The organism is Streptomyces sp. NPDC056479, from assembly GCF_042795335.1.
Taxonomy (GTDB): Bacteria; Actinomycetota; Actinomycetes; order Streptomycetales; family Streptomycetaceae; genus Streptomyces.
The window spans coordinates 510742-524271 of sequence record NZ_JBHTRZ010000001.1; the positions used below are offsets into that span (position 1 = coordinate 510742).

Annotated in this window: 9 protein-coding genes; 8 read left to right on the forward strand and 1 reads right to left on the reverse strand. The window is 70.9% G+C overall.

The genetic code is table 11. The features are described from left to right. The first annotated feature begins 17 nt into the window (after positions 1–17). Both ACFQ6S_RS02255 and ACFQ6S_RS02260 read left to right on the forward strand, forming a co-directional pair. Positions 18–1562 (forward strand): alpha-L-fucosidase, encoded by a 1545-nt coding sequence (locus ACFQ6S_RS02255; protein ID WP_383402159.1) that lies wholly within the window; start codon positions 18–20, stop codon positions 1560–1562. Between the two features lie 44 nt (positions 1563–1606). Then, a complete protein-coding gene (locus ACFQ6S_RS02260) occupies positions 1607–2713 on the forward strand; it encodes a serine hydrolase domain-containing protein (RefSeq protein ID WP_383402161.1) in 1107 nt (368 codons plus the stop codon). A 27-nt stretch (positions 2714–2740) separates the two neighbouring features. On the opposite strand, the gene ACFQ6S_RS02265 is transcribed toward ACFQ6S_RS02260, so the two are convergent. Beyond that, entirely contained in the window at positions 2741–3787 is a 1047-nt protein-coding gene (locus tag ACFQ6S_RS02265) for a LacI family DNA-binding transcriptional regulator (protein ID WP_383404276.1), read from the reverse strand. Between the two features lie 207 nt (positions 3788–3994). Between ACFQ6S_RS02265 and ACFQ6S_RS02270 the strand changes: the two genes are divergently transcribed. The 6 genes from ACFQ6S_RS02270 to ACFQ6S_RS02295 are packed head-to-tail and all read left to right on the forward strand — an operon-like array spanning position 3995 to position 13449. Continuing rightward, positions 3995–5287, forward strand: coding sequence for an ABC transporter substrate-binding protein (locus ACFQ6S_RS02270; protein ID WP_383402163.1), 1293 nt, complete (start codon positions 3995–3997; stop codon positions 5285–5287). Between the two features lie 6 nt (positions 5288–5293). Further along, positions 5294–6187, forward strand: coding sequence for a carbohydrate ABC transporter permease (locus ACFQ6S_RS02275; RefSeq protein WP_383402165.1), 894 nt, complete (start codon positions 5294–5296; stop codon positions 6185–6187). Beyond that, the gene (locus ACFQ6S_RS02280; RefSeq protein WP_383402168.1) at positions 6184–7092 is read left to right on the forward strand and encodes a carbohydrate ABC transporter permease; all 909 of its coding nucleotides are present in this window, start codon (positions 6184–6186) and stop codon (positions 7090–7092) included. Before ACFQ6S_RS02275 ends, ACFQ6S_RS02280 begins: the two co-directional genes overlap by 4 nt. 49 nt (positions 7093–7141) lie before the next feature. Beyond that, positions 7142–8389, forward strand: a complete 1248-nt coding sequence (locus ACFQ6S_RS02285) for a glycosyl hydrolase (protein WP_383402171.1) — start codon at positions 7142–7144, stop codon at positions 8387–8389. Next, entirely contained in the window at positions 8386–10392 is a 2007-nt protein-coding gene (locus ACFQ6S_RS02290) for an endo-beta-N-acetylglucosaminidase (protein WP_383402174.1), read from the forward strand. The genes ACFQ6S_RS02285 and ACFQ6S_RS02290 overlap by 4 nt, the downstream gene beginning before the upstream one ends. Positions 10393–10425: 33 nt before the next feature. After that, positions 10426–13449 (forward strand): alpha-mannosidase, encoded by a 3024-nt coding sequence (locus ACFQ6S_RS02295; RefSeq protein ID WP_383402177.1) that lies wholly within the window; start codon positions 10426–10428, stop codon positions 13447–13449. Positions 13450–13530: the final 81 nt, after the last annotated feature.

A 13530-nucleotide genomic window follows, 5' to 3' on the forward strand; every position in this document is an offset into this window, starting at 1 on the left:
ACCCGAGGAGCCTTCCCATGGCCGTATCCCGCCGCGTCTTCGTCGCGACGGCTGCCGTCCTCGCCGCGACGGGCGCCACCGGACCCGCCCTCGCGGCGCCCGCCGCCCGCGCGCAGGACCCCCGCCACCGCATCCCCGTCAGCCCCGACGACACCGAGGCCGACCTGGTCCGCAAGGCATCCCAGGTCCGTCCCACCGCACGGCAGATCGCCTGGCAGCGCCTGGAGCGGACCGCCTTCTTGCACTTCGGCGTGAACACCTTCACCGGCCTGGAATGGGGCACCGGCGACGAGGACCCGGACGTGTTCCAGCCGGCCCGCCTCGACACCGACCAGTGGGCCCGCGCCCTGCGCGACGGTGGCTTCAAGCTCGCCATCCTCACCGTCAAGCACCACGACGGCTTCGTGCTCCACCAGTCCCGTTACACCAACCACTCGGTGGCATCGAGCAGTTGGCGTGACGGACAGGGCGACGTCCTGCGCTCCTTCGCCGATTCCATGCGCCGGTACGGCATCAAGGTCGGCGTCTACATCTCACCCGCCGACGAGAACCAGTACCTCCACGGCGTCTACGCCAACGGCAGCGCCCGCACCGACCGCACCATCCCCACCCTCGTCGCGGGCGACGACCGCACACCGCCGCGCTCGTACACCCTCCCGGGCACCGACTACGGCGCCCACATGCTCAACCAGCTCTACGAGGTGCTCACCGAGTACGGACCGATCGACGAGGTGTGGTTCGACGGCGCACAGGGCCGCATCCCGCCGGACAAGGTGGAGAAGTACGACTGGGACAGCTGGTACACCCTCGTCCGGTCCCTCGCCCCCGACGCCGTGATCGCCGTGTCCGGCCCGGACGTGCGCTGGGTAGGCAACGAGGGCGGGCTGGCCCGGGAGGACGAGTGGAGCGTCGTACCGGTGCAGGAGAAGGACTACGGCCGCACGGACTACGCCCTCGCGTACGACGCCCCCGACATGGGCAGCCGTGCCGCGCTGGTCAAGGCTCGGCCGGTGGCCGACTTCCTCCAGTGGTGGCCGGCCGAGTGCGACGTGTCGATCCGCGACGGCTGGTTCCATCACGCCGACCAACAGCCCAAGAGCGTCGAGCAGTTGACGGACATCTACTTCCGTTCCGTGGGCCGCAACTCGGTGCTGCTGCTCAACATCCCGCCGGACGCGGACGGACTGCTGCCCGCGGCGGATGTGGCGCGGCTGCGGGAGTTCCGCGAGCGCGTGGACCGCGAGCTCCCCGAGGACCTGGCCCGTGACGCCCGTACGACCGTCTCGCCGGGCCGGGTCACCGTCGACCTCGGCCGCGAGCGGGAGGTGAACCGGATCCGGCTGGCGGAGGACATCCGGCACGGCCAGCAGGTGGAGAGCTTCGTCGTCGAGGCGCAGCGCGAAGGTGTCTGGACGGAGGTGACCCGGGCCGGAGCGATCGGCGCCGGCCGCATCCTGCTGCTGGCGACTCCGGTGCGGGCCCGGCGGTGGCGGGTCCGGGTGACCGCCTCCCGCGCGGCGGCCCGGTTGGCGGAGTTCGGGCTGTACCGTTCGCGGGTCTGAAATTCGGTTGACCGGGGCGGGGCGGAACGGGCTGGATGGGGCGCATGGCCGACATCCAGGGCTCGTACGACAACTTGTTCATCGCCGTCCCCAACGCACTGGCCGCCATGCTGGACGCGGGGGACGCGGGCGGCTCCGTCGCCGTCTTCGTGGACGGCGAGCCGGTCGTCGACGTCTGGGGCGGGTTCGCGGACGCCGACCGCACCGCCCCGTGGGAGCGCGACACGATCGTCAACGTCTGGTCCGTGACCAAGACGATGACGGCGCTGTGCGCTCTGATCCTCGCCGACCGCGGCGAACTCGACCCGGACGCACCGGTCTCCCGGTACTGGCCGCAGTTCGCGGCGGCGGGCAAGGAGAAGGTGCTCGTACGGCATCTGCTCGCGCACACCGCCGGACTGCCCGACTGGGACGGGCAGGTCGAGGACCTCTACGACTGGCCCTCCGCCACGGCCCGCCTCGCCGCCCGGGCCCCTCGATGGGAGCCGGGCACGGCGGCCGGATACCACTCACTCACCCAGGGTTTCCTCGTCGGCGAGGTCGTCCGCCGGGTCACCGGCCGCAGCGTGGGCGAGTTCCTCGCCCAGGAGGTCACCGGACCACTGGGCGCGGACTTCCACATCGGGCTGGCCGCCGAGCACGACCACCGGGTCGCCCGCGCGATCCCGCCGACTGGGCAGGGCGAGGACTACGCGGCGAGCGCGCCCGGCAACCCGGAGGGCTCCGAGGCCGGGAACGGCGTACGCGTCCGGGACGGCAACAGCCTGGCCTGGCGCCGCGCCCAGATCCCCGCGGCGAGCGGATACGGCAACGCCCGCTCGGTCGCCCTGACACAGTCGCTCCTGGCCTGCGGGGGAGAGGTGAACGGGGTACGGCTGCTCTCCCGGGCCGGCTGCGAGCGCGCCTGGGAGGAGCAGTTCGACGGCGACGACCGCGTCCTGGGCATGCCCATGCGGTGGGGCCTGGGCTACGGACTGTTCGGCACCACCTACGGCTGGGGAGGGTGGGGCGGATCCCTGCTGATGATCGAGCCCGAGAGCCGGATGGTCGTGGCGTATGTGACGCAGCAGATGCGCGAGCCCACGGAGGACACCCGTGGGATGGAGATCGTGACGGCCGCCTACGAAGGGCTTCAGGGGCTGCGCGTCTAGAGCCGTGCGGCGGGGGGCGCGCGATCGTCACGCCCCCCGCGCCACCCCCGTACTCCCGCGCTCGATCAACCGCGGCACCGGCACCCGTACCGCCCGCGCGGCTCCTCCGTCCAGCAGGGCGGTCAGTTCGCGGGCGGCGGTGCGACCGAACTCCACGCTGTCGCGGGACAGTGCGGACAGCCACGGCTTGACCATCCGGCACAGTGCCGAGTCCTCCCAGGACACCACCGAGACGTCCGCCGGTACGGAGAAGCCGAGTTCGGCCGCGGCGGCGGCGCCGGCCACCGCCATCACGTCGTTGTCGTAGATCAGCGCGGTCGGGGGAGTCGGGCCCTCCAGCACACGGCGGGTCACCGCCGCGCCCTCGGCGTCGGAGTAGTCGGTGGTCACCGACTTCACCTCGGACAGGCCACGGCGCCCCGCCTCGGCGCGCAGCGTGCGGATTCGGCGCTCGGTGTGGGCGAGCCCCGGCAGGCCGGCGATGTGCACGATCCGCCGATGGCCAAGGGCGTACAGGCCGTCCACCACGGACGCCATCGCGCCCGCGTCGTCCGCCCAGACGGTCGACAGGCCGGGGTGCCGGTCGTCCGGTGCGCCGCCGATCACCACGGCGGGCAGGCCGAGTTCGTCGAGCAGGTCGGGGCGGGCATCGTCGGTGCGCGGGTCGACGACCAGTACGCCGTCCACGCGGTGCTCGGCCCACCAGCGCCGGTACACCGCGCACTCGTCGGCCACGTCCTCCACCACCTGGAACAGCAGGCCGAGATGGCGCTCCGCCAGCACCTCCTGGATGCCCGAGACGAGTTGGAGGAAGAAGGAGTCCACCCCGAGGGTGTCCGCGGGACGTGCCAGTACGAAGCCGACCGTCGCCGCGCCCTCCCCGGACAGCGCGCGTGCCGCCGTACTCGGCCGCCAGCCCAGTTCCTCGGCGACCTGCCGCACCCGGTCACGGGTGTCCTCGGAGACGCCCGGCCGGCCGTTCAACGCGAAGGAGACCGCGCTCTGGGAGACCCCGGCGTGCCGCGCTATGTCCTTCATCGTCGGCCGACGGGCCGGTGACCGCTTGCCCGACATCGTGACTCCCATTCCAGTGACACATTCCCGGAGCAGTATGCACTAATGCGGTTCAGCGCCGTGAACCTAATGCGGTTCAGCTCGGTGATCCTAATGCGCATTAGTCACTAAAGAAATTAGCTGCGCGAGAGCCATTGACGGGCCCGTGGACCGGCGTGCAGGGTCTGCCTCGTCTACCAACCCGCCCGCAAAGGAGGCCGGTTCACGGTGCCCATATCCCGTAGAGCCCTCGCTGCCGCATTCGCCGTCTGTGTCGCGCTGCCACTCAGTGCCTGCGGCTCGGGAGGCGGCGACAGCGGCACCGCCGACGCCTCCGGCAAGGTCGAGGGCGACATCACCTTCCAGACCTGGAATCTCCGCGCCAACTTCAAGGACTACTTCGAGGGCCTGATCGCCGACTTCGAGAAGAAGCACCCCGGCACCAGCGTGAAGTGGGTCGACCAGCCCGCCGAGGGCTACGCCGACAAGATCAGCGCGGACGCGGCGGGCGGCACGCTCCCGGACGTCGTCAACGTCTCGCCCGACCTGGTCGCCCCGCTCGCCAAGGCGGGCCTCGCGCTCGACCTCGACAAGGCCGCCGGGAAGTACCAGAAGGAGTATCTGGAAGGGGCCTGGGCCAGCCATCGGATACCGGGCATGGCGGGGACGTACGCCTTCCCCTGGTACCTCAACACCGGCCCGCTCTTCTACAACAAGTCCCTCTTCAAGGAGGCGGGACTCGACGCCGAGCAGCCGCCGAAGACGTACGACGAAGTCTTCGACGCCGCGCTGAAGATGGCGAAGGACAGCGACGGCAAGGTCGCCACCCTCGCCAACGTCCCCACCGTCGAGGACTTCGGCCGCTACGGCGTCGAGCTGATGAACAAGGAGGGCACCGCCTTCGCCTTCAACGACGCCAAGGGAGTCGAACTCCTCACCAAGTACAAGGAGTTGTACGACGCCAAGGCCCTCGACCCGCAGGCGCTGACCGCCACCCCGGAGTCGTCCGGCAAGAAGTTCCTCACCGGAGCCGTCGCCATGAACCCCGGCAGCGCGCTGGACCTCGGCAACTTCAAGAAGCAGGCGCCGAACCTGTACAGGAACATCGGCATCACCGACCAGATCACCAGCACCGGCCACGTCAACATGTACGTGATGGGCGTGATGGTGAACGCGCAGACCAAGCGCACACCCGCCGCGGTCGCCTTCGCCCACTACGTCACCGACGCCGAGCACCAGATGTCGTTCGCCAAGCAGGTCGCCATCTTCCCCAGCACCGCCGGTTCGCTCGACGACCCGTACTTCACCAAGGAGGACGGCACCGACGAGACACGGGTGCGGGTCGCCGCCGCCAAGTCGCTGAAGAACGCGGTCAACTACACGCCCGTGCTGTTCAGCGAGCAGATGAAGACCGAGCTGCGCAACGAGGTCGCCAAGGCGTTGCAGGGCAAGGAGAGCCCCAAGGAAGCTCTCGACAACGCTGTCGAGGCCTGCAACACGCTGCTCCAGCAGCAGGGGTAGTACGCGATGGCCCTCTCCACCGTCTCCCGGGTGCGGCGCCAGCTGCCGACCAGCCCCTGGCTCTTCGCCGCCCCGGGCCTGCTGATCACCGGCGCCTTCATCCTGTACCCGTTCGCTTCCACGCTGGTCAACGCCTTCACCGATCGCCGCACCCTGATCCCGGGTGAATTCGTGGGCCTGGCCAACTTCCGCGAACTGCTCGGCGACGACATGTTCTGGATCGGCCTGCGCAACAGCACGCTGTACGTCGTCGGTGTCGTGCCCGCGCTCGTGATCCTGCCGCTGCTGCTCGCGCTGCTCGTGCAGAAGAACATCCCCGGCATCACCTTCTTCCGGTCCGCCTTCTACACCCCGGTCGTCGCCTCGATCGTGGTGGTCGGGCTGATCTGGGTCTGGCTGCTCGACGAGCGGGGACTGGTGAACTCGCTCCTCGAGACGATCGGGGTCGGCCGCGTCGGCTTTCTCAGCGACCAGTGGCTGCTTCTGCTGAGCGCCATGGCCGTGACGGTCTGGAAGGGCCTCGGCTACTACATGATCATTTACCTGGCCGCGCTCGCCAACGTACCCCGCGAACTGCACGAGGCGGCGGCCGTGGACGGCGCCGGAGCGATCCGCCGCTTCCTCACCGTCACCGTGCCGGCCGTCCGCTCCACCATGGTGCTGGTCGGCGCGCTCTCCTCGGTCGCCGCCTTCAAGGTGTTCTCCGAGGTGTATCTGATGGCCGGCCCGAGCGGCGGCCCGGCGGGCGAGGACACCACCCTCGTCATGCTCGTCCAGCGCACCGGAACCGGCCTGACCGGCCGCGTCGGCTACGCCTCGGCCATCTCGGTCGTCGTCTTCGTCGTCACCGTCGCCCTGATGCTGCTCGTGCTGCGCGCCGACCGGAAGGACGAGTCATGAGCGTGCTGGAGAGGGCACGGCCCACGGCGAAGGCGCCGGCCGTCGCCCGCGAACCCCGCGTCACCGACGAACACGGCCGCCGCGTCCGCGTCTGGGAACTCGCCCTGCGCTATCTGCTCCTGCTCGCGGTGCTGGCCCTCACCGTCGGCCCGTTCATCTGGCAGCTGTCGACCTCGCTCAAGGGCCCCACCGAGGACATCTTCAGCTCGCCGCCGAAGTTCCTGCCGAGCGACCCGACGCTGCACAACTACGAGCGGGTCGCCGACACCATCCCCGTCTGGGACTACGCCCTCAACTCGCTGAAGGTCGCCACCGCCAACGTCGTCACCAACTGCGTCGGCGCCGCACTCGCGGGCTATGCCCTCGCCCGGCTCCGCTACCGGGGCCGCCGTGTGGCCACGCTGGTCTTCATCCTGGCGATGCTCGTGCCCGTGGAGGGCATCATCATCGCCCAGTTCACGACCATGCGGGAGCTCGGCCTCAACAACACCCTCATCGGCGTCGTCCTGCCCGGCTGCGTCAGCGCCCTGAACGTCCTGCTGATGCGGAACGCCTTCCTCAATCTGCCGTACGAGATCGAGGAGGCCGCCTACGTCGACGGCGCCAACGTCTGGCAGCGGTTCCTGCGGATCGCGGTGCCGTCCGTGAAGGGCACGCTGGCAGTCGTCGCGATCTTCGCCTTCATGGGCGCCTGGGACGACTTCCTGTGGCCGCTCATCGTGCTGAGCGACCCCTCCAAGTTCACGCTGACCATCGGCCTCAACTATCTGCACGGCACCTTCGCCAACGACGAACGCCTCGTCGCCGCGGGCACGATCATCGCCGTGGCGCCGCTGATCGCCCTCTTCGCCGGTCTCCAGCGGTACTTCTTCCGCGGCGTGGGCGAGGGTGCCGTCAAGGGCTGAACCCCGGACTCCGCCGCACCTCCGTCGCACCTCCGTCACAAGGACACGCATGCCTTCTGCCGTGCGCTTCGGCGTCAACTACACCCCGAGCGAAGGGTGGTTCCACCACTGGCTCGACTTCGACCTCGACTCCGTACGCACCGACCTCGACTCCATCGCGGCGCTGGGCCTCGACCACATCCGGGTCTTCCCGCTGTGGCCGTACTTCCAGCCGAACCGCACGCTGATCCGCCCCCGGGCCGTCGAGCAGCTGGTCCAGCTCGTCGATGCCGCCGCCGAGCGCGGCCTCGACGTCAACGTGGACGGTCTCCAGGGCCATCTGAGCAGCTTCGACTTCCTGCCGGCATGGACCCGGACCTGGCACCGCCGCAACCTCTTCACCGACCCGGACGTCCTCGACGGCCAGGCCGCCTACCTGCGCACCCTCGCCGCCGCCCTCTCCGACCGGCCGAACTTCCTCGGCATGACGCTCGGCAACGAGGTCAACCAGTTCTCGGCGGGCCCGCATCCCGACCCGGACCGGGCCACCGAGGACGAGATCGACCGCTGGCTCACCCGCATGCTCGCCGCCTGTGAAGAGGGCGCCCCCGGGCGGTTGCACCTGCACGCCGAGTACGACGCCACCTGGTACCAGGACGACCAGCCGTTCACCCCGGCCCAGGCGGCCCGGCACGGCGCCCTGACGGCCGTCCACTCCTGGGTCTTCAACGGCACCGCCCAGCGCCACGGCCGTACCTCCGTGCCGACCGAGCACCACGCGGCGTACCTCGTCGAGCTGAGCAAGGCCTGGGCCGACGAACCCCACCGTCCCGTCTGGCTCCAGGAGGTCGGGGCACCCGCGCCCCTCATCCCGCCGGAGCACGCCGCCGCCTTCACCGAGGCGACCGTCGCCAACGCCCTGGACTGCCCCGATCTGTGGGGCATCACGTGGTGGTGCTCCCACGACGTGTCCCGGGAGCTGGCCGACTTTCCCGAACTCGAATACGGGCTGGGTCTGTTGACCAACGACCGGAAACCGAAGGACACGGCTCGGGTCCTGGCCCGTGCGGCGAGCGAGCCCAAGCCGGTGCCCGCGCCCCGGACCACCGCCCTCGTCGTCCCTGCCCTACGCTCCGCCTGCGCACCGGGCGGCCCCGCCTTCGAGGCCTTCTTCCGGCTCACCGCCGACGGAGTCCGCCCCACCACCGTCCTCGACACCCGCGCGCACGACCAGGAACACCTCACCGCGCGCGGCATCACCGAGGTCGTAGCTCCCGATCAGGTACTCCCCACCCCACAAGGAGGCACCCGCTCGTGAATCCCACCAGACGCACCGTCCTCATCGCCGGCGCCACGGCCGCGCTCCTGCCCGCGCTGCCGGCGGAAGCCGCTCCCCGGCCCAAGGCCGCGGCCCTCCAGCCGTACGCCTCCTACTGGTACCCGGACTCGCTGCCCTCCGGCACCCCCGGCACCGGCATCACCTGGCGCAGCCTGAAGTCCTGGCGCGCGGCCGACGACGCGGACCTCGCCTTCAACGCGGCGACGGTCCCGCTCGCCCCGCGCTTCACCCCCGCCCCGGTCAACACCACGGCCCGCGCGGGCCAGGCCCGTATCCAGTCCCTGGTGTCCTTCGGGCCCACCGCGAGCAACCCCTCCCAGGGCTCGGCCACCGCCGACTACTACGCCCTCACGCACTGGGCGTACATCGACGAGCTGGTCTTCTGGGGCGGATCCTCGGGCGAGGGACTGATCCTGGCGCCGAACGCGCCGATCGTGGACGCCGCGCACCGCCACGGAGTCCCCGTCCTCGGCAACATCTTCCTGCCGCCCGTCGCCTACGGCGGGCAGTTGCAGTGGACGCGCGACCTGGTGCAGAAGGACGCGGCCGGGCGGTATCCGCTGGCCGAGCGGCTGGTGGCGGTCGCGACGGCGTACGGATTCGACGGGTGGTTCGTCAACGCCGAGACGAGCGGCGGGAACACCGCGCTGGGCGCGGACATGCTCGGTTTCCTGCGCGAGCTGAAGACGCTCGCCAAGGCCGCGGGCCAGCGGGTCACCTGGTACGACTCGATGACCGTGAACGGAAGCGTGAGCTGGCAGGGCGCGCTCAACTCCCAGAACGAGGCATTCTTCCAGGCCGCCGACGACATGTTCGTCGACTTCCGCTGGACTGCGGCCAAGCTGACGTCGTCGGGGCAGCGGGCCCAGCAACTGGGCCGTAACCGCTACGAGTTGTGGGCGGGTGTCGACGTCGAGGCGAACGGCTGGAACTCGTCCGTGAACTGGGACGCGTTCGTGCCGCGCGACAAGGCGCACGTGGTGTCGGTCGGCTTCTACCGGCCCGAGTGGACACGCAACCACCTCCCGGCGGACGGCCGGGCTCCGGGCGACTTCCACGCCGCCGACGACCGGTTCTGGACCGGGCGGTCACTGGATCCCTCACGGCCGGACGGCACCGACGGCTGGCGGGCACCGGCCGTCTCGGTCGCCGACCGGTCGACGGTGACCTCGGTGCCGTTCGCGAGCGTGTTCAACACCGGGCACGGACTGCGCTGGTACGAGGACGGCGAGGTGACGTCGGACGCGCCCTGGAACCACCTGGGCCTGCAGGACCGGCTGCCGTCCCGGCGCTGGGCCGTGCACACGGACGGGCAGCGCCCCGCGGTGACCTTCGACTTCGCGGACGCCTGGCGAGGCGGCAGCAGTGTGCTCGTCGCCGGCGAACTGGACCGGCCGGCGGTTCTGGACGTGTATGCGACACGGTTGCCGGTCACCGCGGACACGGTCGTCGAGCTGACCCATCGCACCGACACGGGCACCGTGAACGTCGAACTGGCCGTCGCCACCGCCGAGCCCACCACACCGGGGGCGACACCGCCGTACACCTACTTCCCCGTGACCGCGGCCGGCGGCTGGCAGACCTCGACCGTACGGCTCACCGGGCTGACCGGCACCATGCGTGCGATCGGTGTCCGGATCACCGCGGCCGGCGGCGGTCCCGTGCGGTGGCGGCTCGGCGGCCTCGCGGTCCGCACGGCCGCGCAGACGCCCGCCGCACCCGCGGACTTCCGTGTCACCGGCGCCTCGGGCGGCGACCTGCGCCTCGCCTGGAGCCCCGCACCCGGCGACGTGCGCCACCACACCGTCCACCGCCTCCTCCCGGACGGCACCCGGCGCTTCCTCGGCGGCACCTGTCAGCGCGCCTACTTCGTCGGCGGCCTGCGACCCGAACAGGGCGAACAGGAGGCACGGTTCGAACTGCGTGCCGTAGGGGAGCTCTACACCACGTCGGCCCCCGTGACCGTCAACCACCGCTGGTAACCACCCGCCCGGACGACCTACGGAGCACCCCGCATGCATGACGACCGCAACCTGGTCGAAGCCCGCCTCAAGCGCGTCCTCGACGAGCGCGTCCGCCCCGCCGTGTACCCCGAGTCAGTGCAGCTGGACGTGGCGGTGTGGCACGCGCCCGGCGAGCCGGTGCCCGTCGCCGAAGGGCTCGCGGCCGAACCCGGGCCGATCGAGGTGGGCGCCCGCTGGGGTGCTCCGTGGGGCACCAGCTGGTTCCGGGTCACCGGGACCGTGCCCGAGGCGTGGGCCGGGAAGACCGTCGAGGCGCTCCTCGACCTCGGATTCGACGAGAACATGCCCGGCTTCCAGTGCGAAGGCCTGGTCTACCGGCCCGACGGTACCCCGGTGAAGGGCCTCAACCCGCGCAACCAGTGGGTCCGCATCGGCGCCCCGGTGGAAGGCGGCGAGGAGGTCCGGCTGCACATCGAGGCGGCCTCCAACCCGGTCATCCTCGACTACCACCCCTTCCTGCCCACCCGGTTGGGCGACAAGGAGACGGCCGGGAGCGCACCCCAGTACACGCTGACCCGCATGGACCTCGCCGTCCTCGACGAGACGGTGTGGCAGCTCGTGCTCGACCTGGAGGTGCTGGGCGAGCTGATGGCCGAGCTGCCGGTGGAGTCGGCGCGGCGCTGGGAGATCCTGCGGGCGGTGGAGCGGGCGCTCGACGCGATCGACCTGCAGGACGTGAACGCGACGGCGGCGCGGGCGCGGGAACGGCTGGCCGGCGTGCTCGCCACGCCCGCCGTGCCGTCCGCCCACCGCATCAGCGCCATCGGGCACGCCCACATCGACTCGGCGTGGTTGTGGCCGCTGCGTGAGACCGTGCGCAAGGTGGCCCGTACGACGTCCAACATGACCGCCCTCATCGAGGACGAGCCCGACTTCGTCTTCGCCATGTCCCAGGCCCAGCAGTGGGCGTGGGTGAAGGAGCACCGGCCCGAGGTGTGGGCGCGGGTGAAGAAGGCGGTCGCCGACGGCCGGTTCGTGCCGGCGGGCGGGATGTGGGTGGAGTCGGACACCAACATGCCCGGCTCGGAGGCGATGGCCCGGCAGTTCGTGCACGGCAAGCGGTTTTTCCTCGACGAGTTCGGCATCGAGAACGACGAGGCCTGGCTCCCCGACACCTTCGGCTTCGCCGCCGGACTGCCGCAGATCATCAAGGCGGCCGGCGCCAAGTGGCTGCTGACGCAGAAGATTTCGTGGAGCCAGACCAACAAGTTTCCGCACCACACCTTCCGTTGGGAGGGCATCGACGGCACCCGGATCTTCACCCACTTCCCGCCCGTCGACACCTACAATTGCTCCATGAAGGGCAGCGAGATCGCCCACGCGGCCCGCAACTTCAAGGACAAGGGCGTCGCCCGGCACTCGCTCGCCCCCACCGGCTGGGGTGACGGAGGAGGCGGCACCACCCGCGAGATGATCGCCAAGGCCGCCCGGCTGCGCGACCTGGAGGGCTCCGCCACCGTCGTCTGGGAGACCCCGGACGCCTTCTTCCGCAAGGCCGAGGCCGAATACCCCGACGCGCCCGTCTGGGTCGGTGAGCTTTACCTCGAACTCCATCGCGCCACGCTCACCAGCCAGGCCAGGACCAAGCAGGGCAACCGCCGCAGCGAACACCTTCTGCGCGAGGCCGAGCTGTGGGCCGCCACGGCTGCCGTACGCACCGGATTCCCCTATCCGTACGAGGAATTGGACCGCATCTGGAAGACGGTGCTGCTGCACCAGTTCCACGACATCCTGCCCGGCTCGTCCATCGCCTGGGTGCACCGCGAGGCGCGCGCCACCTATGAGCGCCTCGCCGGCGAGCTGACCGCGATCATCGAGTCGGCCCAGCGCGCCCTGACCGGCGAGGGCGAGGCCGAGCTCGTCTTCAACGCCGCCCCGCACCCACGTGCCGGCGTACCGGCGGGCGGGGCACGACCCCCGGCGACCGAGGGCCGGACGGCACTCACCCCGCGCCCGGACGGCGGCTTCGTCCTCGACAACGGCCTGCTGCGGATCGAGATCGACGCCCGGGGCCTGGTCGTGTCCGCGTACGACATCGAGGCCGACCGCGAGACCGTCGCGCCGGACGCTGCCGCGGGCCTCCTCCAGCTCCACCCCGACTTCCCGAACATGTGGGACGCCTGGGACGTCGACGAGTTCTACCGGCACACCGTCACCGATCTGACGGACGTGGACGAGATCGCCCCGGGCGACGACGGGACCTCCGTGCGGATCGCCCGCTCCTTCGGCGGCTCCCGGGTCACCCAGGTGCTCTCGCTCGCGCCGGGGGAGCGGCGGCTGCTGTTCGACACCGAGGTCGACTGGCACGAGACGGAGAAGTTCCTGAAGCTGGCCTTCCCGCTCGACGTGCACGCGGAACGGTACGCCGCGGAGACCCAGTTCGGGCACTTCCACCGCCCCACGCACACCAACACCAGCTGGGAGGCCGCCAAGTTCGAGGCCTGCAACCATCGTTTCGTCCATGTGGCCGAGCCGGGCTGGGGCGTCGCCGTCGTCAACGACTCGACGTACGGCCACGACGTGACCCGCACGGTCCGCACCGACGGCGACCTCGGCCCGACCACCACGCTCCGCGTCTCCCTGCTGCGCGCCCCGCGCTTCCCGGACCCCGAGACCGACCAGGGCCTGCACCGCTTCCGGCACGCCCTGGTGCCGGGCGCCGATGTCGGGGACGCGGTGCGCGAGGGCTGGCGGATCAATCTGCCGGAGCGGCGGATCAGCGGTGCCGGGGAGGTGGCTCCGCTGGTGGCGGTGGACCGGGACGCGGTCGTGATCACGGCCGTCAAGCTGGCCGACGACGGCAGCGGGGACCTGGTGGTGCGCCTCCACGAGGCCCACGGCGGCAGGGTACGGGCCACGCTGACGGCGGACTTCGCGGTCTCGGAGGTCACGGCGACGGACCTGCTGGAGCGCTCCCTGCCCGAGACACCGTCGTACGACGGCTCGTGTGTCGCGCTGCGTCTGCGCCCCTTCGAACTGGTGACTCTGCGCCTGCGGCGGGCCGAGGTCCACTGACGGCGAACAGCGGCGCGCCGTCGCGAAGCGGACGGCAACTGGCCCCACACTCAGGGAGGTTGGCGTAGGTTTCGCGCCTTG